At 65.9% G+C, this 24,338-nt stretch carries 21 protein-coding genes and 1 pseudogene; 12 read left to right on the forward strand and 10 right to left on the reverse strand.

Going from position 1 to position 24,338, the window contains the following annotated elements:
- Positions 1-187 (reverse strand): annotated as a pseudogene (locus tag ACE3P0_RS17325) (transcriptional repressor); the annotation flags it as partial.
- A 160-nt stretch (positions 188-347) separates the two neighbouring features.
- Positions 348-650 (reverse strand): hypothetical protein, encoded by a 303-nt coding sequence (locus tag ACE3P0_RS17330; RefSeq protein WP_374403992.1) that lies wholly within the window; start codon positions 648-650, stop codon positions 348-350.
- A gap of 294 nt (positions 651-944) precedes the next feature.
- Between ACE3P0_RS17330 and ACE3P0_RS17335 the strand changes: the two genes are divergently transcribed.
- The 3 genes from ACE3P0_RS17335 to ACE3P0_RS17345 all read left to right on the forward strand — a co-directional run bounded on the left by ACE3P0_RS17335 (position 945) and on the right by ACE3P0_RS17345 (position 4,624).
- Entirely contained in the window at positions 945-2,414 is a 1,470-nt protein-coding gene (locus tag ACE3P0_RS17335) for a PLP-dependent aminotransferase family protein (RefSeq protein ID WP_374403993.1), read from the forward strand.
- A gap of 25 nt (positions 2,415-2,439) precedes the next feature.
- Entirely contained in the window at positions 2,440-3,321 is an 882-nt protein-coding gene (locus tag ACE3P0_RS17340; protein WP_374403994.1) for a GNAT family N-acetyltransferase, read from the forward strand.
- A 322-nt stretch (positions 3,322-3,643) separates the two neighbouring features.
- A complete protein-coding gene (locus tag ACE3P0_RS17345; RefSeq protein WP_374403996.1) occupies positions 3,644-4,624 on the forward strand; it encodes a hypothetical protein in 981 nt (326 codons plus the stop codon).
- 182 nt (positions 4,625-4,806) lie between these two features.
- Here the strand turns inward: ACE3P0_RS17345 and ACE3P0_RS17350 are convergent, their stop codons facing one another.
- Positions 4,807-5,886 (reverse strand): AraC family transcriptional regulator, encoded by a 1,080-nt coding sequence (locus tag ACE3P0_RS17350; protein WP_374403997.1) that lies wholly within the window; start codon positions 5,884-5,886, stop codon positions 4,807-4,809.
- Between the two features lie 141 nt (positions 5,887-6,027).
- Here ACE3P0_RS17350 and icmF point away from each other — a divergent pair, with 141 nt between their 5' ends.
- The 6 genes from icmF (at position 6,028) to ACE3P0_RS17380 (ending at position 14,294) form a co-directional block, all read left to right on the forward strand.
- Complete coding sequence (icmF, locus tag ACE3P0_RS17355; RefSeq protein WP_374403998.1) at positions 6,028-9,294, forward strand: fused isobutyryl-CoA mutase/GTPase IcmF; 3,267 nt, start codon at positions 6,028-6,030, stop codon at positions 9,292-9,294.
- Positions 9,295-9,355: 61 nt separating this feature from the next.
- Complete coding sequence (locus ACE3P0_RS17360) at positions 9,356-10,177, forward strand: hypothetical protein (protein WP_374403999.1); 822 nt, start codon at positions 9,356-9,358, stop codon at positions 10,175-10,177.
- A 152-nt stretch (positions 10,178-10,329) separates the two neighbouring features.
- Positions 10,330-11,862 carry a S41 family peptidase gene (locus tag ACE3P0_RS17365; RefSeq protein WP_374404000.1) on the forward strand — a complete coding sequence of 511 codons (1,533 nt, stop codon included), beginning with the start codon at positions 10,330-10,332 and terminating at the stop codon, positions 11,860-11,862.
- Positions 11,859-12,263, forward strand: a complete 405-nt coding sequence (locus ACE3P0_RS17370; RefSeq protein ID WP_374404001.1) for a hypothetical protein — start codon at positions 11,859-11,861, stop codon at positions 12,261-12,263. The genes ACE3P0_RS17365 and ACE3P0_RS17370 overlap by 4 nt, the downstream gene beginning before the upstream one ends.
- Positions 12,264-12,384: 121 nt before the next feature.
- Entirely contained in the window at positions 12,385-13,332 is a 948-nt protein-coding gene (locus ACE3P0_RS17375) for a hypothetical protein (protein WP_374404002.1), read from the forward strand.
- A gap of 95 nt (positions 13,333-13,427) precedes the next feature.
- Positions 13,428-14,294: a DMT family transporter gene (locus tag ACE3P0_RS17380; protein WP_374404003.1), complete on the forward strand. Its 867-nt coding sequence runs from the start codon at positions 13,428-13,430 to the stop codon at positions 14,292-14,294.
- A 69-nt stretch (positions 14,295-14,363) separates the two neighbouring features.
- Here ACE3P0_RS17380 and ACE3P0_RS17385 read toward each other — a convergent pair whose 3' ends face one another.
- Positions 14,364-14,798 carry a hypothetical protein gene (locus ACE3P0_RS17385; protein ID WP_374404004.1) on the reverse strand — a complete coding sequence of 145 codons (435 nt, stop codon included), beginning with the start codon at positions 14,796-14,798 and terminating at the stop codon, positions 14,364-14,366.
- Between the two features lie 235 nt (positions 14,799-15,033).
- Between ACE3P0_RS17385 and ACE3P0_RS17390 the strand changes: the two genes are divergently transcribed.
- Entirely contained in the window at positions 15,034-16,470 is a 1,437-nt protein-coding gene (locus ACE3P0_RS17390) for an esterase-like activity of phytase family protein (RefSeq protein ID WP_374404005.1), read from the forward strand.
- Positions 16,471-16,512: 42 nt separating this feature from the next.
- Here ACE3P0_RS17390 and tehA read toward each other — a convergent pair whose 3' ends face one another.
- Positions 16,513-17,463 carry a dicarboxylate transporter/tellurite-resistance protein TehA gene (gene tehA, locus ACE3P0_RS17395; protein WP_374404006.1) on the reverse strand — a complete coding sequence of 317 codons (951 nt, stop codon included), beginning with the start codon at positions 17,461-17,463 and terminating at the stop codon, positions 16,513-16,515.
- 147 nt (positions 17,464-17,610) lie between these two features.
- Here tehA and ACE3P0_RS17400 point away from each other — a divergent pair, with 147 nt between their 5' ends.
- Together ACE3P0_RS17400 and ACE3P0_RS17405 are read left to right on the forward strand one after the other, a co-directional pair.
- Positions 17,611-18,111 (forward strand): hypothetical protein, encoded by a 501-nt coding sequence (locus ACE3P0_RS17400; protein ID WP_374404007.1) that lies wholly within the window; start codon positions 17,611-17,613, stop codon positions 18,109-18,111.
- On the forward strand, positions 18,108-19,439 hold the full coding sequence (locus ACE3P0_RS17405; protein WP_374404008.1) for a GAF domain-containing protein: 1,332 nt from the start codon (positions 18,108-18,110) through the stop codon (positions 19,437-19,439). Before ACE3P0_RS17400 ends, ACE3P0_RS17405 begins: the two co-directional genes overlap by 4 nt.
- A 59-nt stretch (positions 19,440-19,498) precedes the next feature.
- On the opposite strand, the gene ACE3P0_RS17410 is transcribed toward ACE3P0_RS17405, so the two are convergent.
- From ACE3P0_RS17410 to ACE3P0_RS17430, 5 genes are all read right to left on the reverse strand, one after another.
- Positions 19,499-19,891: a hypothetical protein gene (locus tag ACE3P0_RS17410; RefSeq protein ID WP_374404009.1), complete on the reverse strand. Its 393-nt coding sequence runs from the start codon at positions 19,889-19,891 to the stop codon at positions 19,499-19,501.
- Between the two features lie 10 nt (positions 19,892-19,901).
- A complete protein-coding gene (locus ACE3P0_RS17415; RefSeq protein WP_374404010.1) occupies positions 19,902-20,555 on the reverse strand; it encodes a hemerythrin domain-containing protein in 654 nt (217 codons plus the stop codon).
- 162 nt (positions 20,556-20,717) lie between these two features.
- Positions 20,718-22,127, reverse strand: a complete 1,410-nt coding sequence (locus tag ACE3P0_RS17420; protein WP_374404011.1) for a M20/M25/M40 family metallo-hydrolase — start codon at positions 22,125-22,127, stop codon at positions 20,718-20,720.
- A 78-nt stretch (positions 22,128-22,205) separates the two neighbouring features.
- Positions 22,206-23,036, reverse strand: coding sequence for a MipA/OmpV family protein (locus ACE3P0_RS17425; protein WP_374404012.1), 831 nt, complete (start codon positions 23,034-23,036; stop codon positions 22,206-22,208).
- 418 nt (positions 23,037-23,454) lie between these two features.
- Positions 23,455-24,303, reverse strand: coding sequence for an energy transducer TonB (locus tag ACE3P0_RS17430; protein WP_374404014.1), 849 nt, complete (start codon positions 24,301-24,303; stop codon positions 23,455-23,457).
- Positions 24,304-24,338 lie beyond the last annotated feature (35 nt).

Consider the following 24,338-nt stretch of genomic DNA (forward strand, 5'->3'; position numbering starts at 1 on the left):
GCCAGTCGAGCACACGGTAGAGCGTCACGCGATCGACCGGCGTGCCGTCGTCGAGCGCTTTTTCCACGTCGTGATGCGAGAGGCCGCGTTCGGCACCGCGCAGCAGCGCGAGCACGCGCAGCCGCGCCGGCGTGACGCGGGCGCCGCGTTCGCGCAGCAGGCGGGAGATGTCTTGCGTTTCCTTCATGAACGCAATTGTATTTGCAACCGTGTTGCAATAGCAACCGGCTGCATCAGCTCGGCCTGGAACCGCGACGCGGCCGCGACCGGGCACTCCCGTGGCCGCACGCAAGCGTACCGACCCGGCGCGTGAAGCGCCGCGCCCTCATGTCATCGCCGCACAGCACTCAGTAATCGTCGTCCGAGATACGCGGAACATGATCCTCGGCCGGCAAGCCGGTATCCGGGTCCACCCAGTCCGACAGCCCGAGCGAATCCTCCGCTTCGCGCAGCGAGGTGCCTTCGTCGTCATCGCTGGCGCCGTAGTCGGAATTGGCAAGCGCGTCCTCGTAGGTGGCAAACGGGCCGAATTCCTCCTGCGAACCTGGATCCAGCCAGTAGAAACCATCGGCGTGCTCGATGATGCGGATCTCCTCCGATTCGGGCCCTTTGTCCGGCCCGTCTTCGGGGTCAATGCTGGACATGCTCATGACGGACTCCTTCCGCTTCGGCTGCCTTGCCCAAGATTCGCGTGTCGGCCGCAGCGCAGACCGGCCCGGCCGGCGAAGCCGCCAGCCGCTACACAAGCCCACTATATGCCTGTCGCTGGCCCGTTGGGCACTCACTTTTGTGCCTTGGCGCAAACGCCCGGCACGCCCGCCGTTTGCTCAAGCGGTGCCTGCTTGCCAGCCGGAATTGGATGGTTTGTCTGGCTTTGATTTGGATGGTTCTCGCCAACCACCGCTGTGTCACGATGTGCCGGTCTTCCCGCCCGATACCCGGCCATGCTGCTACTCACGCTCGATCGTTCCCGCCCCGAACCGCTCTACCTGCAGATTGCCCGGCAACTGGCGGCGCGCATCGAAAGCGGCGCGCTCGGCCCCGGCGAGGTACTGAGCCCCACGCGGCTGCTCGCGCAGCGCCTGGGTGTGAACCGCAGCACCGTGTGCCGCGCCTATGCGCAGTTGCAGGCGTCCGGCCATGCCGAAAGCCACGCCGGCGGCTACACCCGCGTGCGCGAGCGGGCGGCATCTACGGCCACAACGCCAGCGGTGGCCACCGCTTTCGATTGGCAAGCGCACTTGCACAGCCCCATGCCGCAACCCAAACCGGCGCCGGTGGCAGGCGACGGCGATATCGACTTCCGCCCCCTCGCGCCCGATCCGCGCCTGGCGCCGGTGCATGCGCTGCGGCGCGCGATGAAACTTGCGGTGGCGGACGACGCGGCCAGCCTGCTCGACTACCCCGGCCCACTCGGCCACTTACCACTGCGGCAGTGGATCACCGAGCGCATGGCGCGCCTCGGCGCACCGCTCACGGCCGATTCGGTGATGCTGTGCAACGGCGCCCAGCATGGGCTCGACCTCGTCTTCCGCACGCTGCTCGCGCCGGGCGCAAACGTCGCGGTGGAAGCACCCGGCTACGCCTGCGCCAACGCACTGATCGCGCAGCACGGCGCCAACCCCATCGGCGTGCCGATGCGCGACGACGGCCTCGATCTGGCCGCGCTCGCCGCGGTGATCGCGCAACAGCGGCCCGCCGCGCTCTACACGATGCCCAACTTCCAGAACCCCACCGGCATCACCACCCCCATCGCGCACCGCGAACAGCTGATGCGCCTGTGCGAAGCGCATGCGCTGCCGATCATCGAAGACGGCTTCGCCGAAGACATGAAGTACTTCGGCCGCGCGGTGCCGCCGCTCAAGGCGCTGGACCGGCAGGGCCTCGTCATCCATGTCGGCACCTTCTCCAAGCTGCTGTTCCCCGGCCTGCGGGTCGGCTGGATCGCCGCATCGCCCACGCTGATCGCCGCCCTTGCCGCCACCCGCAGCACCGCCGACCTGGGTGGCAGCGCCTTGCCGGCCGCCGCGCTGTGGCAGCTGTGCGCCAGCGGCGAGTTCGACCGCCACCTGCGCCGCCTGCACACCGAATACCGCCGCCGCATGCAGCGCCTGATCCGCGCCACCCGCACCTGGCTGACTAGCGAAGGCGTGCGCTGCAGCGTGCCGCAAGGGGGCTATGTGTGCTGGGTTGAAGTCGATGGCAATCGGATCGGCGGCCACACTGATGAAGCCGAGTTGATCGCCGCGCTCGCTGCCGCCGGTGTGCTCGTCACCCCCGGCGCCGGCTGCTACCCGACCGGCCACACGCCCGCCAGCACGGCCTTCCGCCTCTCGATCGCGCAAGTGGACGAAGCCGCCATCGAACGCGGCGTGCAGCGAATCGGCGAAGTCCTCCGCGCGCGGCGCCCATGACCCGGAACATCGAAATGGAAGAACCATGGAAGCGCTGAGGCCCTCGCTGTTCGCCGCCCTGCTGCCGATGCTGCGGCAAGTGCCGATCAACCACCTGTTCGCGCGCAGCGTGCTCGAACGCAAGGTCGATGGCCGCGTGTGGGTGCATCGTGACCCCAGCGGCGCACCCGCGCTGATCTGGGTCGCCCACCCCTACGGCATGTCACTGCTGTTTGGCGACGCCGCGCAGGCCAGCCCGGCAGTACTGCAAGCCATGCTGCGCGAACGCGCGCGGGCGGAGGACGAATGGTTGCAGTGCAGCCCGCCGCAGCTGGCCGATGCCCTCGTCGCCGAGCTGGGCCTCCCACCCACACCCAGCAGCGCCGCGCCGGGGGGCGAGGCCCCGCAACTCTTCACCCGCACCAACTTCCGCTTCGATGCCGCGCGCTATGCCCACGCACGCGCCGGCCTCTGCGCCCGGCATCCGGTCATCGAAATCGACGCAGCGCTGTTTGACCGCATCGACTTCAGCGTCGCACCGCGCCGATTCTGGCGCGACGCCGCACAGTTCGAGCGCGAAGGCGCCGGCTACTGCAGCATCGCCGGCGGGCAAGTCGCCGCCTGCGCCTTTGCATCCTTCGTGTTCGACGACCAACTCGAAATCGGCATCGAAACCCACCCCGACCACCGCCACCAGGGCCACGCCGTCACCGCCGCCACCGCCCTGATCGACCACTGCCTGCGAAACGGCCTCACCCCCGTGTGGTCCTGCCGCAAACAGAACACCGGCTCATGGCGACTCGCGCAGAAACTTGGCTTTGTGCCGAGCGTCGATCGGCCTTACTTGTGGTTGCCAGCGGCTGGAGAGATTGCGGAAGCTGCGCGGAACTTGCCGAAGGAATTGGCTCGTCCGCTGGTTTACGAATAGCCGCTTGGCGTCACCGGGTGACGAGACTAGTCGGACGACGGATGCGCCTCCGCTGAATCATGTGGTCGCGGCAACGGAGCAATCGTCAGTCGGCTATCCAGATCATCTAGCCGCGATGATCGTATCCCTAGAGGTCAGGCGAGACGAACCAACGCGGCCTTTCGCTTCCACACACCCGCGGCATCGTACGTGGCGCCACAGCTCGAGCTCTCGACTACTATCATCCGCAGCACGACTACGCTAACGCGAATCTCCGATGCAACCACCCAAGCAAGCCCCAGAGCCAGCGTTCGCCCAACGACCGCGCGATGCAGCTGGAAAGATGGAATTGAATGGCGGTACCGGCCCAATCAAGCACATGATCAGCTTCGGTAGCTTCATGGAAGTCTACAAAGCAGACAAAACCTTTCGGATTCGAACGCCCGACTCCGTTGACCCCTCGAACTCTGATCCAAATGCGCCCTGGCTCGTGCAGGACACAGCTGCGGTTGGTTGTGCGCACCCGATAGTTGCTCGCCTGATCATTCAGTCCCGCCGGTTCTTAAAAGAGGTCGTGGTCACAAGGAAGATCGACGACAACGCGGCACTCGACATTCTGCATCGGGCAAAAGAGGGGTTACTCGCCTGCGAGGCAGCCATGTTAAAACTGCACAAGGCGGTACACACCATTGTCGATGCAGTCGACGCGGAAGGCGTTAGGTGGTCGAAAGATGCCAGGGCGATCAACCCCTTCCCGCACGTAAACGACCTGGAGGCGTTGTGTGCTGAGTTTTTGGTTAAGGCAAATCGACATGTCCGCACGATCTGCGATCTAACGAGTTGTTTCGTCGATCTCGACCGAAAGCACTCAAACTTTGATCACCTGCATAAAGAACTCGAAGCGAAGGTGGGCCCGGACGCGCCGCTGACTGAATTGGTCGCCCTAAATCGTGAGTTCATTCGGCGCATTGTGGAACTGCGCAATTTCGAGGAACACAAGGGCGAATCGAGGACAGTCGTTCACAACTTCGACCTTGGGCCGGCACCGGACTATCCCTTGGTGGCGCCATCATGGGAAGTGCAAGGCGTGGTAGTGCATCCCCGCGAAGACATCTGCCGAGATTCACACCAGATAATTGGTGGCCTCCTTGAGCTAACGGAATGGACGGTCATTTACGGCGTGATGCTTTGGTGTGATCCACGCTTCGGACACTATGTGGTCGAAATTGACGCAGCAAACGTCGACGCTGCTTGCCCAGTCCTCTACCGACCGGCTTTCAACCTTCATGAGCTGTATGAAAAACCGGCGGATACGGCCGAGTGAGCGACCGGTGTCGCTCGTTAAGGCCCGCGGTTCCGCATTTGAGCGGTCAGTGACGGCTTGAAGTACGTGCCCAACTGATTGCTTTGGCGAATCAACAGGCAGCCGTACAACTGCGCCATTCACCTCGGACCTGCACTTCTCATTCGAACAGCAGTAACACAACGCCCACTTGTGGCTCGCGATTAGCCAAGCTGGCGCGCCCGCCGCCAAGCACTCGGCGATTGCCCTGTCCATCCAACGAATGCGCGGAAGAAGGCCGACGGTTCGGCGTAGCCGAGTTCGGCGGCGAGCGTGGCGACAGGCACGTCGGTCTGCCCCAGGCGTGCGAGGGCGAGGTCGCGGCGCAGGGCTTCGCGGATGGCGCGGAAGCTGGAGGCTTCGGCTTCGAGCCGGCGCGCGAGGGTGCGGGGTGAGAGGTGCAGGCGGGCGGCCACGGTTTCGAGCGTGGGGAGTTCGGGCAGGGCTTCGCGCAGCAGGTCGCGCACGCGGGTGACCATTTCGCGGTCGCGACGGTAGAGGGTGGTGAGCCGCCCCGGCCCGCCGGCGAGGAAGCGGGCGAGCGCGGCTTCGTCGCGCCGCAGGGGCAGATCGAGCAGGTTGGCGGCGAAGTGGGCGACCAGCGGGGCAACAAGCGGCACCACCAGTGGCGTAGCCGTTGAACCACCCGACGCTGCGAAGCGGCTGTGCGCGGTGTAGATCAGCGTGTAGTCGGCGACATGCGCCGGCGGCGGGTAGGGGAAGTCCACCGCGTCGAGCGCGATGCCGCGCCCCACCAGCCAGCACGACAACCCGTGCAGCAGGCGCAGCAGCCATTCGAAGCTGAACACGCGGTCCACCGCAAAGGGCTGGCGCTCGCAGATCGTAAGCTGCGCTTGTTCGCCGCTTCGCACCACCGTGATCGACACATCGGGCAGCACCAGCCGCAGGAAGCGCGCCGCGCGCGCCAGCGCTTCGCCCAGCGTTGCGGCGCTCAGCACGCCCCGGCACAGGAATTCAAAACTGCCCACCCGCATCGGCAAGGGGAATAGCCCGAAGGCCTCGTCGTCAAGCGTGGCCGCGACATGGTTGTAGAGCGCAGCGTAGTGGGCCAGGGGCACACGGGCCGCGGGGTCGGCCAGCAGGGCGGCGTCGATGCCGACTTCGGCGGCAAGCTGCACTGGATCGCGCCCCTGGGCCGACGCGCCCGCCAGCATGCCCAGCACGAAGCCGATCGCCACGGTGGCGCGCGAGGGCGGCGGGAGTTCGGGATTTGTCGCGTGCATGACAAGCCAACTGAAGCGCGAAAGCGATTGGCGGAGTTTGCACGATCGGCGGCCAATCCGGCACTGGCACTGCGATGTGCGGGCGGCTACTTTCACAGGAAGCCCGCCGATTCTTCACGATGCGGGCACTGGAGAACTCCGATGACCGACCCGCGCGTCCACACCCAGTTGGCCCCGTACAAGACGAAGCGCCGTGTCCGCTTCGTCACCGCCGCGGCGCTGTTCGACGGCCATGACGCCTCGATCAACATCATGCGGCGGCTGTTGCAGGCGACCGGCTGCGAGGTGATCCACCTGGGCCACAACCGCTCGGTGGGCGAGATCGTGAACGCGGCGCTGCAGGAGGATGTGCAGGGCATCGCGATCACCTCGTACCAGGGCGGGCATGTGGAGTTCTTCAAGTACATGGTCGACCTGCTGCGCGAGGCGGGCGCGGGGCACATCAAGGTGTTCGGCGGTGGCGGCGGCGTGATCGTGCCGGCCGAGGCGCGCGAGCTGATGGACTACGGCGTGACGCGGATCTACTCGCCGGAAGACGGCGCGGCGCTGGGCCTGCAGGGCATGATCAACGATGTGGTGGCGAAGGCGGATTTCGAGATCGCGCGTGAGCTGCCGACCGATACCGGCGCGCTGCTCGCCGGCCTGCGCGGCGGCGACCGGCGCCTGCTGGCGCGCACGATCACCGCGCTGGAGGCGGGCACGGCGGCGCCGTCTGCGCGCGAGGCGATCCTGCGCGAAGCCGAATCTCTGACCACACCGCGCCTGGGCATCACCGGCACCGGCGGCTCGGGCAAGAGTTCGCTGACCGACGAGCTGATCCGCCGCTTCCGCCTCGATCAGGCGGACCGCATGAAGATCGCGGTAATCGCCGTCGACCCTTCGCGCAAACGCACCGGCGGGGCGCTGCTCGGCGACCGCATCCGCATGAACGCAATCGAGCACGCGAACCTCTACATGCGCTCGCTGGCAACACGGGATACGGGTAGCGAGATCTCCGCCGCGCTGCCCGAGGTGATTGCCGCCTGCAAGCTCGCCGGATTCGATCTGGTGATCGTCGAGACCTCCGGCATCGGCCAGGGCGACGCGGCGGTGGTGCCGCATGTCGACCGTTCGCTGTACGTGATGACGCCGGAGTTCGGCGCCGCGAGCCAGCTCGAGAAGATCGACATGCTGGACTTCGCCGACTTCGTCGCGATCAACAAGTTCGACCGCAAGGGCGCGGCCGATGCGCTGCGCGATGTGGCCAAGCAGGTGCAGCGCAACCGCGAGGCCTTCAACCAGCGCCCGCACGAGATGCCGGTGTTCGGCACGCAGGCGAGCCGTTTCAACGACGACGGCGTGACCGCGCTGTACCAGGCGGTACGCGCCGAGCTGCAGGGGCTGGGCCTGCACTTCGAAGCGGGCCGCCTGCCGGTGGTGCATGTGCGCCACTCAACGCACCAGACGCCGATCGTGCCGCCAGAGCGCAGCCGCTACCTCGCGGAGATTTCGGACACACTGCGCGGTTACCACAAGCGCGTTGCCACGCAGAGCCGCGTCGCGCGCGAACGCCAGCAGCTGGCCGCGGCGAAGGCGATGGCGGCCGCCTGCGGCAAGGCGGCCGATCTGCATGAACTGATCGCCGAGCGCGATGCGCAGCTCGGCGCGCATGAGAAGAAGCTGCTCGCCGACTGGCCGCAGGTGGCTGCGTCCTACGCCGGCGACGAGTACGTCGTGAAGATCCGCGACAAGGAGATCCGCACACGGCTGGTGTCCGAAACCCTATCCGGCAACTTCATCCGCAAGGTGTCGCTGCCGAAGTACGAGGACCACGGCGAGCTGCTGCGCTTCCTGATGCGCGAGAACCTGCCCGGCGCCTATCCCTACACCGCGGGCGTGTTCGCGTTCAAACGCGAGAATGAAGACCCGACGCGGATGTTCGCCGGCGAGGGCGACGCGTTCCGCACCAACCGCCGCTTCAAGCTGCTCTCCGAAGGCATGCCGGCCAAGCGGCTTTCCACCGCCTTCGACTCGGTGACGCTGTACGGCAACGACCCGGATCTGCGGCCGGACATCTACGGCAAGGTCGGCAACTCCGGCGTGTCGATCGCGACGCTGGACGACCTGAAGGTGCTGTACTCAGGCTTCGACCTCTGCGCGCCGAACACCAGCGTATCGATGACGATCAACGGCCCGGCGCCGACGATCCTTGCGATGTACCTGAACGCGGCGGTCGACCAGCAGCTGGAGAAGTTCGAAACCGACAACCACCGCGCGCCGACCGAGGACGAGATCGAGAAGATCCGCGCGTGGACGCTCGCCACGGTGCGCGGCACGGTGCAGGCCGACATCCTGAAGGAAGACCAGGGCCAGAACACCTGCATCTTCTCGACCGAGTTCTCGCTGAAGGTGATGGGCGACATCCAGCAGTACTTCGTCGAGCACGATGTGCGCAACTTCTACTCGGTGTCGATCAGCGGATATCACATCGCCGAGGCCGGCGCGAACCCGATCTCGCAGCTCGCCTTCACGCTCGCGAACGGCTTCACCTATGTCGAGGCGTATCTGGCGCGCGGCATGCACATCGACGACTTCGCGCCGAACCTGAGCTTCTTCTTTTCCAACGGCATGGACCCGGAATACGCCGTGCTGGGCCGCGTCGCGCGCCGCATCTGGGCGGTGGCGATGCGCGAGAAGTACGGCGCCAACGAGCGCAGCCAGAAGCTCAAATACCACATCCAGACTTCCGGCCGTTCGCTGCACGCGCAGGAGATCGACTTCAACGACATCCGCACCACGCTGCAGGCGCTGATTGCGATCTACGACAACTGCAACTCGCTGCACACCAACGCCTTCGACGAAGCGATCACCACGCCGACCGAAGACAGCGTGCGGCGCGCGATGGCGATCCAGCTGATCATCAACCGCGAGTGGGGTGTGGCGAAGTGCGAGAACCCCAACCAGGGCAGCTTCCTGATCGACGAGCTGACCGATCTGGTCGAAGAGGCGGTGCTCAAGGAGTTCGAGGCGATCGCCGCGCGCGGCGGCGTGCTCGGGGCGATGGAAACCGGTTACCAGCGCGGCAAGATCCAGGAAGAGTCGCTCACCTACGAGCACAAGAAGCACGACGGCAGCTACCCGATCGTCGGCGTGAACACCTTCCGCAACCCGCATGGCGATGCGGTGCTCGAGAAGCTGGAACTCGCGCGCTCGACCGAAGACGAAAAGCAGTCTCAGCTCGCGCGCCTCGCCAGCTTCCATGCCCGCCACGCCGAGGCATCGCCAGCGATGCTCGCGCGCCTGAAGGAAGCGGTAATCCACGACGAAAACGTGTTCGCAGTGCTGATGGACGCCGTGCGCTGCTGCTCGCTCGGCCAGATCACGAATGCGCTGTTCGAGGTCGGCGGGCAGTACCGCAGGAACATGTAGGCAGGCTGGCGCGATACGCCGGGGGCATAATCCGCCGCTCCCGCAATTCGCCCTTGCTGCCATGCGTTACCTGTTCTGGTGTTGCCTGTCGCTCTGCCTCGCCGCCTGCGGGCCGGAAGTACCCCACGCGAAAACGCTCGACCGCAACGGGCTGATGCGCCTCGTGTTCCCGACCTGGGCACCGAAGGGCAAGGCGGCGAACCAGACGGTGTCCTTACCGGCCGACTCGTCGCAGTCGGACAAGACCGACGAAACCGAGGCGCGTGTCAGCCCCTTGCATGTGGTTCGGCTCGACGACACGCACGCCGTGATGGTGACCGAGACGGTGGCGGTCGATGAGCACGGCGAACCGGTGAACTGCCACGCCTGCTCCGCCAACCTCGGCGCCTATTTCTTCAGCCACGACGACAAGGGCTGGCGGCTCGATGCGCGGCAGGACAGCGTCGGTACGTCTGGCGTGAACGGTGCGATCGGCACCACGCGCGTCGAACGCCTCGGCAACGCCTTCGTGGTGTTCGCAGAATGGGGCAGTTGCTGGCAGGGCAACTGCGGCAGCTGGCTGGAAGCCTTCGGCTTCTGGCCTGGCAAAGCGAAGTCACTGACGCCCGGCATTCCGCTCGAAGCTGAGAACTCAGGCGCGGTGGGCGACTGCGATAACGCCGACCCGGAACTTGGCGCAACGCAGCCCTGCTTCGATGTCTCCAGCAAATGGGCGGTTCGGCAAGGGCAGGTAGTGATCGACTTCAAGGGCCAGACCCAAGACCCGCCCGACGACGACGGCAAACGCCCGCCTGCCGTGAAGATCGCGACGCAGGCGCGCTACGCCTTGCAGGGCGACACGCTGGAGCTCGTGGCGGGAAGCAATCCGGTGCCGGGGTTGTAGCGCGCCACAGGGCCCGATCAGGCTGGCGTTGATTCGTGAGAGCCGGCCGAAGGCAGGCGTTGCCCGGCATCAAACCTGTGCGCCAGTCGAGCTTCGGGGCGACGTGAGTTGCGGCAGAATGGCCGATTGCCCCCGACAAGCACCCGACACCGATGCACGCTTCCCGTACCGCCTTTGCTGCCAGTTGCCTCGCCCTGCTGCTCGCTGCCTGTGGTGGCGGCGGAGGCGGCTCATCGGGCGGTAGCACGAGCAAGGATTTCCCTCCCTCCGGCACACTCGCCGCACAGTGCATTGCCCCGCGCAGCGGCAGCAACCCGGCTACCGGCCAGCCGTATGCCGACAAGGCCGGCAGCGCGGCGACCGAGAAGGCTTGGCTGCGTTCCTGGATCCATGAGTTCTACCTTTGGTACTCGGAAGTGCCCGATCCGGATGCGAGCGCCTACGCCACGCCGCAGGACTACTTCGATGTGTTGAAGACACCGGCGCTGACACCCAGCGGCCGCGAGAAAGACCAGTTTCACTTCACCTACGCCACCGACAAGTGGATCGCGGAATCGCAGTCCGGTGTGACCGCCGGCTACGGCGTGGAATGGAGCAGCATTTCGCGCAAGGCGCCACGCGAGATCCGCGTCGCCTACCTGCAGCCGGGTTCGCCGGCCGAAGCGGCGGGCGTCACGCGCGGCATGGAAGTCATCGCAGCCGATGGCATCGACGTGATCTACAGCAGCAACGTGGATGGGCTCAACGCAGCGATGTTCCCGGATCAAGTTGGCGCCACGCATACGCTGACCGTCCGCGACCCGGCGACCAACACCACCCGCGATGTGGTGCTGACCTCGACCGCCGTGACGTTGAGTTCGGTGATGAACACCCGCACGCTGGATACCGCGGACGGCAAGGTCGGCTACATGCAGTTCAATGACCACATCGCGCCGGCCGAAGCCGATCTGGTGAACGCGATCAGCCAGCTCAAGGCGCAGGGCATCAAGGATCTGGTGCTCGACATCCGTTACAACGGCGGCGGCTACCTCGCGATCGCCAGCCAGCTCGCCTACATGGTGGCCGGGCCTGCAACGACGACCGGCAAGACCTTTGAACGCACGGTGTTCAACGACAAGTATCCGAACACCGACCCGATCACTGGGCGCGCGCTCACGCCCACGCCGTTCTACAACATCACGCTGGGCTTCTCGCTCGCCTACGGGCAGAACCTGCCGACGCTGGGCCTCAAGCGCGTGTATGTGCTCACTGGCAGCGGCACCTGTTCGGCCAGTGAAGCCATCATCAACGGCCTGCGTGGCGTCGGTGTCGAAGTCGTGCAGATCGGCAGCACGACTTGTGGCAAGCCCTACGGCTTCTACCCGCAGGACAACTGCGGCACGACCTACTTCTCGATCCAGTTCCGCGGCGTGAACGCGGCCGGCTTCGGCGACTACGCCGACGGCTTCGTGCCCGCCGGTAGCGGCAGCGCCGGCCTGCCCGGCTGCGCGGTGGCGGACGACTTCGCACACGGCCTCGGCGACCCGGCCGAGGCTCGGCTCGCGGCTGCGCTGGGTTATCGCGCCAGCGGCGTTTGCCCTGTCCAGACCGCGGCGCGCGAAGCCCGTATCGCAGCGCTCAGCAGCGGCCCGGCCATCGGCAAACGCGCGCCTTGGCGCGACAACCGCATCGTGACCCAGCCATGAACCGCGCGACTGCTCTGCCGATCTTCGCCGGGCTCGCGAGCCTGACGCTCACGGCATGCCAAACCCCGCAGCAGCTGGCCGAGCATGATGCACTGCTGATCGAGCCGGACGCCGAGGCGCGCGCCGAAGTGCGCGCGGCAGCCAGCAGCCTGCTTGGCGGCACACCGGTGCTGCTGGCACCCGATGCCTTTACGCAGGACAGCCGGCTGACACTGGAGCGCATGCCGCGCCGCTCGCTGCTCGATCTGCCGCTGGCCGATCGCGCGCGCTTCGAACCCCACCGGCTGCGCCTGGTCGTGGCGGGTGGAAGCTGCCTGCTGCGCAACGAAAACAGTGATACCGCGGTGTTGCTCGAATCCGCGCATTGCCGGGTGCAGGTAACGAAGCCGGACGAGCGCTGAGCGGCATCGCCGCAACACGCGCGACGCCGTGCTGTGCTAGCGTCCGGCTAACATCCAGATCGATCGCGCAAGCCGTTGCCGTACGTGCCGCGGCTGCGGCCCGACCCCGGAGCCTGTCCCGATGCTTGCTCATCGCTTCGCCCTGTCCGCCCTCGCCCTGGCACTCGTCGCGCCGGCCGCGTTCGCGCAGGTGCGCCCCTTCAGCATCGCTGGTGCGAATCTGCAGCGGGCGGCGAATGGCGTGCTGTCGCTGATGAGCTACTCCGCTATCCCGGACATCACCTCCAGTTCGCTGTCGATCAGCAGCGACGCAACCGGCAACCCGGATCTACTGATGTCGCAGTTCGGCGGCGGCTTCACCTGGAGCCGCGAAACACCGATCTACCTCGAAGGCGCCGCCGCCTACAGCCGCTACGACCCGAGTTTCGTCGCCAGTAACGGCACCGAGACGCGCACGGTGCCGGTGAAATGGACTTCGCTGTCGGGTACGGCGGGCATCGGCTGGGACTTCCCGCTCGCTGAGCATCTCGTGCTTCGCCCGATCTTCAACTTCTCGCTCGGTGCTGTGGCGAGCGATCTTTCGATTGGTCGGGCGTTTCTGGAATACAAGCTCGACCACGACATCGCCTTCCTCGACGGCGGGGTGCTGAAGACCTACGGCGTTGGCGGCAGCGTGATGCTCGACTACGAAGCGGCCTACGATACCCACGAAACCGATATCGAAGCGCGCATCACGAACCTGACGCTGCACAGCTTCAGCGACACCAGCGATGCCGTGCGTGGTCAGTCGAATTCGACCACCGCCAACATCTGGGCACGCTATCGCGCCCCGACGCCGTGGCGGCTGATGGATCGGCCGGTGCGCTACGTGCTCGAGTGCGCGCACTCCGAGTACTTTGGCGATCAACGTGGCGCGCTGGGCTTTGTGCGCCTGAGCCAGGTCGGCGCCGGTATCGAATTCGACTCCAGCGCATACGACATCATCGTCACGCGCACCCGCCTCGTCGCCCGCTATGTGTTTGGCGACAACATCGGCGGGATGTCGGTTGGCCTGGCGGTAAGCTTCTGAGCCCTGCCGGGCAGGCACATCGGCCCCTCGCGGGGCAGTGCCGGCGCTTGGTACACTTGCGGCTTTCCCGCCCGCCGCTTGCCGGCGCCCCGTCCGTGAATCTCAACGTCGTCCTGCTGCTGCTCGTTACCCTCGTCTGGGGTACCACTTTTCCGCTGATGAAGGCCGCTTCGGCCACGCTCAGCGGTGTCGAGATCTCGGCGCTGCGCTTCCTGGTTGCCGGCGTCGTGATGCTGCCCTTCGCGCTGAAAGCGCCGCGCGCGGCCTGGCGCGACGGCGCGCTGCTGGGCGGCGTTGCGCTGGTCTCCTACGTCACGCAGGCCTTCGGGCTTGAGTACATCTCCTCGAACCGCAGCGCCTTCATCACCAGCCTCAATGTGCTGATGGTGCCCTTCCTCGGCTTGGTGCTCGGTGGCCGCCTCAGCGCGCAGGTACTCGCTGCGGCGGCACTCGCCTGCGTGGGAATCGGGCTGCTGTCTTGGGAAGGCGGCGGCCACTGGATCGGCGACGCTGCAACGCTGGTCTGTGCGCTGGCCTATGCGGTCTACGTGATTTTGCTGTCGCGCCGCGCTGCGCAGCACAACCCGCGCACGCTGGCCGCCACGCAGATCGTGCTGATGGCGGGCTTCGCCGTAGTCTGGATGTTCGTCGCCGGGTTTGGCGGCGATCGGCTCGCCACGCTACCAGCGCGGCTGACGCCGGCGCTGGTACCGATCCTCTACCTCGGCGTCGTTGCGAGTGCCGGCATGCTGTTCCTGCAAGCCGTCGCGCAGCGCCATATCTCGGCCGAGAAAGCGACCGTGATCTACGCGATGGAACCGGTCTTCGCCGCGCTGTTTGGCTGGCTGTGGCTGGCCGAATCGCTCGGCCTGCGCGGCGCCTTCGGCGGCGCGCTGGTGGTGTTCGCGGTGATCCTCAGCGAGTGGCGATTCAACCCGCGCGCGACGACCGACCCAGCCTGAACACGTTGAAGGGCGCGGGCGATCTGCGCCCGCGCACCTCACACCGGTCGCGTGCCGAGGTCGTTCCCGCTACTTGAGGATCAACTCCTGCATCATCTGCGCGCCGAGTACCTCACGCATCACGCCACGGTCGGCGCCGGCCTGCTCCATCTGCTTCATCGTGCCCATCACCTTGGCCGACACCGCCTCGTCCTCGGCAACCCGATCAAGCGCCGCCCAGTTCGGGTAGGTGGTCGTCAGGATCAGATCCGGCTCGTTCGGGTTGCGTGCCGCGACCGAATACACCGCATAGACCGTGATCAGCCCGGCCTTCTTGCGCGCCTCCATCAGCGTCTTGTAAGGCCCCGCGAGGTAGGCGATGTAGTCGCTGAACTTGCCGGGCTTGACCTTGATGAAGCTCTGCTCCAAGACCGTGCCTTCCTTGTACTGCTTGTCCTGAGCGAGTGCAGCACCGGCCATCAGCGCAAGTACGGCACACAACGCATAGCGAAAGATCGTACGCATCACGTTACTCCTCATGAGGGTGCCGACCGGACGGCCGGTCTGTTGGGTATAGACGGCGCTCGCGCGGAAGCAAGGCGGGCATGCGGGCGCACTTCGTGACGGATATCACGCACGCGATACCCAGCCAAGGGTGCCGTCACAAGCACGTCATCGCGTCGACGCAGGCTCTTCCGGCCCTGTCGCCGCGACCTGCTAACAGGGCAATCCACTCACCCGACCCCGACGGATTTCCACCATGCACAAGAAGACCCTGATCGCCGCCTTGCTCGCAGCCATCACCACGCCCGCCCTCGCCGGCTTTGATCTGATTGCCGTTGGCGACTTGAACGGTAGCGCTGCCGGTTCCTTCGCCGATCTGTCTGGCCTGACCGGCGCGCTGGAGAACGGCGTTGCGGCCAACATCCTCGGTGGCCTCGGTTCTGGCCTGGCGTGGGCGGGTGGCAATACCTTCATCGCGCTGCCGGATCGCGGCCCGAATGCCGTGGGCTACAACAGCGCGATCGACGACACGACCAGCTACATCCCGCGCCTGCAGACGGTGACGATGAAGCTGACGGCGTCGGCCTCCGGTGCGCTGCCTTACACGCTGACGCCGACGCTCAGCGCCACGACGCTGCTGTACAGCAACAGCGCGCTGGCCTACGGCAGCGGCGCCGGGCTTGGCGTCGGCAATGGCGCACTGGCGCAAAACAGCGCCGGCAAGTACTACTTCAGCGGGCGTTCGGACAACTTCAACGCCGCGCAGCCCTCGACGAGCGCGAACAACGCCCGCCTCGACCCGGAAGGCATCCGCGTGTCGAACGATGGCAAGAGCGTGTTCGTCTCCGACGAGTACGGCCCCTACGTGTATCAGTTCGACCGCGCGACCGGCGCACGCATCAACAGCTTTGCGCTGCCGGCCAACCTGGCGGTGACGAACCTGAGCCCGAAGGGTGACGTCGAAATTGCAGGCAACACGATCGGCCGTGTCGCGAACAAGGGTATGGAAGGCCTCGCGATCACGCCGGACGGCAAGACCCTCGTCGGCATCATGCAGGCGCCGCTGGAACAGGACACGAAGAAGAACGTGCGCATCGTGACGATCGACATCGCCAGCGGCGCAACCCGCCAGTACGCCTACAAGCTCACGACCGGCAGTGGCGTGAGCGAGATCGTCGCGATCAACGACCACGAGTTCCTGATCGACGAGCGCGACGGCAAGGGCCTCGGCGACAACAGCAGCGCCGCGGTCAAACAGTTCTTCAAGATCGACCTGGCCGGTGCGCAGGACGTAAGCGCGCTGAGTGGCGACCTGAGCAGCAAGGCCGTCGGCAAGACGCTGGTGCTGGACTTCGCCAGCAAGCTCAGCGCGGCGGGCGTGAAGGCCAACGACATCCCGGCGAAGATCGAGGGCCTTTCCTTTGGCCAGGACATCGTGGTCGGCGGCGAAACCCGCCACACGCTGTACGTGGCGAACGACAATGACTTCCTCGCCAGCGTGACGGACAGCAATCACCCGGCCGGCATCGCGAATCCGAACAAGTTCTACGTGTTCTCGTTCAGCGACAGCGATCTGCCCGGCTACCAGGCCCAGCTGATCAGCGCCGTGCCGGAACCCGAGACCTACGCGATGCTGCTTGCCGGCCTTGGCATCGTCGCGCTGGGCGCGCGCCGCCGCCGCACAGCACGCTGAATCAGCGCGCCGAGCACCGCACCACGAAGGGGCGGTTCTGTTTCAGGGCACGGTGCGCGGTAACAAGCGGCCGCTGAACCCAAGCCATGCGGTACGCAGCGCCAGCGTGCCGATGAACAGATTGGCGGCGATGAATACTGGCAACGCCAGCATGCCGGCCGCCGGCACGCCCGCAATAGCCAACTTGAGGCCAACCACCGTCGCCGACGCCACGCCGAAGGTGTAGGCCCAGTAAGAGGGCGCGAACGGCTGTGCGGCAAGCCAGCGGCGCAGCCGCACGCCCAGCAGCAGCTGGAACAGGCCGTAACCCCACAGCATCAGCAGCCAATGGTCCTGCCCCGCGGGCTCCAGCATCAGCCAGGCCATCGCACAGACCACCGGCGGCGCGAACTGGATACCGATCAGCGGGCGCTGCGGCGCCGGCACGGCCGGCCCCTGCCACAGGCGCTGCATCACCAGCGATTCGAGCGCGAACCACGAGAACACCCCGGCGCCAAGGAACAGCCAGCCCCAGTCCGGATGCCCAAGCGCACCCAGCGCCGCAGCGCTGGTGAAATTGCCCGCGACCGTCGGCAGGTAGATCGCTGGCACCGTGTGCTGCGCCTCGCGCCCGCCCTGCCAAAGCAGGCCGGTATGCCACAGTGCGAAAGCCAGATGCCAGCCGATGCCGACCAGCGCCAGCCCCCATGCCACAGCCTGCGAATACGGCAGCACCGCCAGCACCATCAGCAGCGTCGCCACGCCCAGCAGGGCCGGCGTGCTGCCCTGCACCGGGTGCTTGAACTCGGCCGCTGCATGCGCCGGCGCACGTAGCGCCTGCACCGCGTAGGCCAGCAACAGCGTCGCCCACACCAGGGCGGAGAGCAGCAGCAGGGCTTCGCCGATCGAGGGCGGCACACCCCACAGCCGGTGCGCCAGACGCCAGGCCTGCCCGAGCCCGGACAAACCAAGCACCATGCCGAAGAAGGAAGCGGGGAGGGGAGCTGCACGCATGATCGACTGCGCCGAAAAACGAGAAGGCCGCGATTGTAGGGTGAGTCGCGTCAGCCGCCCTTTGCGTATCGCAAGGTATCGGCTGACACTTGCGCGGCGCCGCCCCGATGCTAGCCTGATGAGGTCGCCCCTTCCCCCCGGAATCCGATGCCAGCAGCCCCCCAAGCCCCGCTGATGACACCCGCGGTCGCCGAGTTCATCGTCGGCGGCCTGTCGATCACCGTCGCGTCCTGCGACAGCCGCCTCGTGCCTTCGATCGCGAAGGGTGTCGGCTGCCGGCCGGCCGATGACCTGACGACGCTCACGGTGTTCCTGTTTGCCGAGAGCGCCGAGGCCACGTGCCGCGACATCGCCGCCACCGGCCGCATCGCGGTGACCTTCAGCCGCCCGAGTACGCATGAAACCTTGCAGATCAAGGGGCGCGATGCACGCACCGTGGCGCTGGAGCCGGGCGACGTTGCCTGCGTACGGCGCAATCTCGATCTCTTCACCGAAGATATCGGTCTGCTCGGTTGGGGCCCGGAGTTTGTCGACGCGGTGTTCTGGCGTGATCCGGCCGATCTGCTGGCAGTGCGCTTCACGCCCGACGGTGTGTTCGGCCAGACGCCCGGCCCGCGCGCCGGCGAAGCACTGGCGAGGCGCCCATGATCCAGCTCGAATCGATTCGCGGCTGCCTTGAAGGCTCGATTCCGGCGGTGCTCGCCACCGCGAGCGCCGACGGCACGCCGAACGTGACCTATGTGTCGCAGATGCACTACGTCGATCCGCGGCACGTCGCGCTGTCCTTCCAGTTCTTCAACAAGACCCGCGAGAACATCCTCGCCAACCCGCGCAGCACCGCGCTGGTGATCGACCCTATCAGCGGCGAGAGCTTCCACATCGAACTGCTCTACCTGCGTACCGAAACCGAGGGCGCTCTGTTCCAGCACATGAAGGCGAAGCTCGCCGGCATCGCATCGCACTCCGGCATGGTGGGTGTCTTCAAGCTGCAGGGTGCGGATGTGTACCGCGTGCTCGGTGTCGAGCGCATCCCCGGCCCGCTGCTGCCCAACCCGCAAGCGCGCCGCAACCTGCTCAACGCCATGCGCAGCGCCAGTGCGCGCGTGGCAGCCTGCATCGATCTGGATGGCGCGGTGGATGCCGCACTCGAAGCGCTCGCCAGTGATTTCGGCATCGAACACGCGATGCTGCTGTTCGCCGAAGAAGCCTGTAGTCGCCTCTACACCGTGGCAAGCCGCGGATACCCGATCACCGGCGTCGGCTCCGAGATCGCCTACGGCGACGGCGTGATCGGCGTGGCGGCGCAGTACCGCACGCCGATCCGCATCAATCACATGACCATGGAGTACAGCTACGGCCGCGCCGCACTCGACGGCGCCTGCGCGCACCCGTGGCCACTCGAAGCGCAGATTCCCTTCCCCGGTTTGCCTGAACCGCACAGCCAGCTCGCGGTGCCGGTGCTCGCGCACGGCCGGCTGCTCGGCGTGCTGTGCGTCGAAAGCCCGCAGGATCTGCGCTTCACTTACGACGATGAAGACGCCCTGGTCGCACTGGCAACACAGCTCGGCTCGGCGATCCACGCGCTGCAACAACAGGCGCTGGTGGAGTCCGCGGTGACCGAACGCGAAGCGCAACCTGCGCCGGCACTTGTGGGCCAGGCGCTGGAAGTCCGCCACTACGCAACCAACAACAGCGTCTTCATCGGCGGCGATTACCTGATCAAGGGCGTCGCAGGCGCGATCCTGTGGTGCTTGCTGCAGACGCGCGCCGCCACTGGCCGCGAAGATTTCTCCAACCGCGAACTGCGGGTATCGCCCGACCTCCGATTACCGGAGCTCAGCGACAACCTAGAAGCCCGTCTGATCCTGCTGCAACGCCGCCTCGACGAGCGCAACGCCGGCATCCGCCTGCGCAAGACCGGGCGCGGGCTGTTCCGGCTCGAAGTCGACATGCCGCTTGAATTGCGCGATCTGTAGTCTGGACGCACGACGAAAATGGGGCGACCCAAGGTCGCCCCTCCGTTCCTTCACGGTCATCAGGCCGCGGCCTTGCCCGCCGGCAAACGATGCCGGATCACATTCACGACAAACAACACGACTGACGCGAACACCAGCACGCTGCTGATCGCCACCACCGGCTCTGCAGCAGGCGTGCCGAGCAGCAAGGCGGCCAGCCCGCCCATCATTACCGGCAGCGCGAGGTTGTAGAGCCAGAAATGCAGCGTCGCGGCGCGGTTGGCGGCGGCGCGCGGGAACTGGGTGTAGACCCAGCCGGTCAGCGCGAGCGACACCCAGCCCAGCAGATTGAGATGCACATGGATCGGGCGCAGACGGAAGTCATGGCTCGCCGCCATCCCCACACCCAGCGCCACAGCGAACACGAAATAGAGCAGGGCCAGCAGCACCCAGCGTTGTGCCTGTCGGGTCATGGTCGCCTCCTCAGATGCCCAGCGCGAGCGTGAGCTTGCGCCAGTCGCGACCGCCGAGCAGCGGGCGGATCAGGTTCAGCACGCCATCGAAGACCTCCGCCGGCGCCGTGCGCCGCATGCCACCGAGCATGCCGGCACGCTCGTTCGGCGTCATGTGCGGCAGCATCCAGCGCATCGCCAGTTGCAGGCGATCCGGCGCTTCACCGGACACGATGGCGTGTTCGATCGCGCGGATCTCCTCGTCGCTGTAGTGCGCCCACAGCACCGCGTTGTGGTCGCGCTCTTCCTTGCCCATGTGCTCGAAGTTGTGGCCGACGAAATCCGACAGGCGGCGGTAGAGCCCCTGCGCAGCCTCGTCGTTGCCCGGCACGCGATCGAGCAGCCAGCGCAGTTGTGCGATTTCCAGCGCATGCGCTTCGTGCTCAGCGGCAACATCGGCGCAGGAACCGGGCTGGCGGGCCTCCATCGCCGGATGCACATGGCGGTTCTCGTTTTCGAGGTGATGCTCGCAGATATCGAGCAGGGCACGCACTTCTTCGCTGACCACGGCGATGTCGGCACTGTCGTGCGCATCGAGCCGGCCGACGCGAACCAGCGTATGCGCCATGAAGGCGCGCAGGCCCTTGTGGATGAAGGCGTAAATGTCGTGACGGGGGTGTTGCATGATGTTCTCCAGCTTCTGTCTTGGGGTAAGCCGATGCCTGCGCATCGGGTGACTGGAGAATAGAAAGTGGGCGGACAGCCTGTTCCTAAATCTTGGCTCGCGGATTCCTAAAATTTCGCTATTGCCGTGAGCCGCGTGACGCCCGTCACGCGGCCCGGCCCGTCAAGGCTCAATGCCTGCAAAGCGCGCGGCACTCTCGTTGCCCTCGGCGTCGAGTGCGATCACACCAAACAGGTAGTTGTCCTTCGATACACCCTTGAGGGTCAGCTCACGGGCGTTGCCGGCGTCGTGCTGATACTGCCAAACCGGCGAGGTGGTTTCACGCCACACCACCCGATAGCCGGCCACATCGCGCTCGGTACTCGCATCCCAGGTCAGCCGGGTATCGTTGCTGAGCGACCGAGTGTCGAGCAGCACGCGAGCCGGCGCCGCGGGCGCGCGCGCCAAGCTGGCCAGCGCAGCAGCATTGGCACGGGCGACCCGAGCAACGTAATCGAAGTCCACATACTCGGGCAGATCACCGTATCGATAGCCGTCGGTCTCGCGCAGGTCCTGATGCTGGTGTCGAAAATCCTCCACCGGCTCGGTGAAGCGCACCGCCGGAAAGCCGCGTTCGAGAAAGGGGAGGTGGTCGCCGCCGCGCAGAAAGCGGTCACGCCGCGCGATGAGTTGCACCGCAAAGCCCGGCTGCCAGCGCTCCGCCGCCCGTTTTACGGCGCGAGCAAACTGGTGCGTCGGCGTGTCGTGTTCACCGCCGATGCGAGCGATCTGTGCGAGTTGCTCGCGAGCCTGCTTCGCGAAGGCGTCTTCACCCGCTTGGTTGCGTTCGTTAGCCAGCACCGTCTTGAGCATGGGCGTCAATCCGTCGGCAAAGAGCCGCACGGTGTCCGCACGGCGCACGCCATCGTCGCCGAGTGAGCTGCCGATGATGTCGTTGGTGATCATGCCCTCGATGCGCGTATGCGCCGCAGCCGCGTCGCGCGCAAGCCGGTCGGCGCCAAGGAGGCCCTGCTCCTCGCCCGCCACCGCTGCGAACACGATCGTCGCGCGGGTCGGCTGATCGGCCATCGCGCACGCCATTGCGATCACTGCTGCAACGCCAGATGCATCGTCGTTTGCGCCTGGCGCATCGGCCTTCGCGTCCATCACATCGCTGGCGCGCGAATCGTAGTGGCCACTGACGAGGTAGACCCGCTCACGACCGACGGGGTCGAACCCCGGCAGCGTTGCCACGACATTGACGATCTCGGTCGGCCTGTCGATTCGCCTGCCGGCAGGTTCGACATGGCTGATGAAGCGCACGCCGAGCCGCCCCTTGCGCTCGGCGTTGCAGTTGTCGAGTCGCTGCTTGATCCAGCGCCGGGCGGCACCGATGCCACGCCTTTCGGACGCCGTCTCCGACATCGTGTGGCGCGTACCGAAGGCGGCCAAAGTGCGGATGTCCGCGGCGATCTGGCGCGCATCAATACGCTCCAGCACCCGTGCGATCACCGCATCGTCGGCAGATGCCGGGATAACCGCCAGTGCGCCCAGCATCAGCGCGGCAGCGTGCAGGACAAAAGAACGGCGCATGGTCGGGCCTCCTCGTCGGAAGCCGAAAGCATACACAGGCCCGCGTCAGCGAGCCCACGTCAGGGCTTTAGGCCGGCATCACCAGATGTAGCCAACGCCGGCGATCACCGTCACTTCGTTGTCGTGCCCCACGATCGGGCTCTTCGCGGTGCCGCTGTCGAAATGCTCGAGGTTGCCCGACACGGTGCCGAGCCAGTGGCGGTCGAAGCGGTAGCTGGTGATCAGGCTCAGCATCGGCGACCAGGTCGCGCCGGTGTCGTGCTGCGGCCGATCCGGCCGTGCCTCATCGGCCGACACACCACCGAAGTAGTAGTTCGCCAGCTTGCTCGAACGCCACAGCACGCCGCAACCGGGCATCACGAGGAAGCGGCCGTGCACGATCGGGAAGTCTGACCACAGCAGGAATTCCTGCCCCTTGCTGGTGCCGCTGATATCGCTCGCCGCGCGCATCGTCAGCAACGCATACGGCGTCACGAAGTTCGCGCCAATACCGGCCTCCGGCTCCCATTCGCGCTTCTTCATGCCGGACAGCTCCGACGCGTCAGCCGGGTCCAGGTTGCCAAAGCGCACGCGGCCGTAGGCAAAGGCCGCAAAGCCACCCTCGCGGTAGAAGTAGTAGCGCGCACGATCGCCGAGGTACATGAAACGCTCACCGAAATACACGCCCCCCGGCACGACCAGACTCATATCGTCCAGCGCCAGGTAGCGCGCGTTCGCACCGATATACACGCCACCCAGCACCAGACCCTGCGGCACCGGCGAATCCTCCGCCCCGCTGCTGATCAACTGCAAAGACGAAAGATCCGCCTCGGCGTGCACTGGTAACGTCACCAGAGCAGACAGCGCCAACAGCGAGCAGGCGAGCCTGCGGCAAAGACCGGGCAGCGTAGTCATCGGATGTGCGGGCATGTCGTCACTCCTTGGGTGGCAGCACAGGGTTCGTCGCAGTGTAGCGAGGGCTTTCGCGGCGCCGCTTTGCGCCGGCGCAATCCACGCCTTGCAACAGAGGCCGGCTCTGCGCAGCGCAAGGCGCTGTCACCAGTTCAGCAGCGCCGATTGATGAGAGACGGCAGGGCCCTACGAAAGGGCCTATGTTGGGCTGAATGAAGTGAAGCTCAACGTCTCCACGGTGGGCTCAATATCTGGAAGGCAGCGGGAAGAGCGTGACCGACACGCGACGCCGCACCCTGCGAACCACTCCTGCCCCCTTAACGACGAATCTCGATGGCTTCATGCTTGCAACGACGTAGGTCAGTCTTGCGGTCATTGACCACGTGTGGTTGCGGCAGGCAAGTTTGACGCCGCGAAGCCGCGCGCGCCCCAAGAGTCAGTCATCCAATCGCCATTCAAATTCCACGCGCCCCAATCTTTTATGGACCACGCCGTTCGTTTTCAGCGGACGAAAGCGGCATGCCGAAAGCGCTTCGAGCGCCGCCTGGTCCAGCCGTTCGTGCCCGCTGGTTTGCTCAATGCGAGATTCCAACACTTCGCCGCCGGTCGATATGAGAAACAAAAGCCTAACCGTACCTACCTCGTTACCCGCTAACGACGCGGCTGGGTACTGCGGCATATTGCAGCCTTGGGCGCCGCTGACTTGGGAAATATCGAGGGCCGGCGGAGAACGTCCCGGCACCGGCTCCGGTGGAATACGACTATCCTCCCGCGCGCGGAACTCGGTCCCGACTATTGCCTTCGTCTGATCGGATCGCGTCTGGCTCGATTGAGCGTCATTCCGAAACGAGAACGTCCTTACAAGCACGATGACATCGGCCTCGCGGCGCATGTCACTGCTGAACGGCGCATACGGTGCTGCGAGCCTTACCACCTTCATCGCAGCTTCATCGAGCTCAGCATTCCCGGACGATCTTCTTACGGCGACATCGATTAGTTCGCCTTTTGCGTCAATCTCAACGCTCAGCAGCAGGTCTCCGTATAGCTTGCCGTCGGCGCCCCGTGGAAAGTTGACTGTACCGATGCGTTCGACTTTCGCCGCCCAATCTTCAACGTAACGAGCAAACGCATACTCGTCGATGCGAAGAGCGAGGAACTTCTTGCGCGGCTTCTGCGCCTTCGGTTGCACACCCACCGTTGCCGAACCATCTATCGCAGCAGAGGCACTTCCCGACCCTGCTGCGGCAACCCCAATGGTTGAAACCAAGCTGATGGTGGCAGCCAATAGTGCCAACCTGGACAGATTCGGACCAGCCTTCA

The organism is Niveibacterium sp., from assembly GCF_041909475.1.
Lineage (GTDB): Bacteria > Pseudomonadota > Gammaproteobacteria > Burkholderiales > Rhodocyclaceae > Niveibacterium.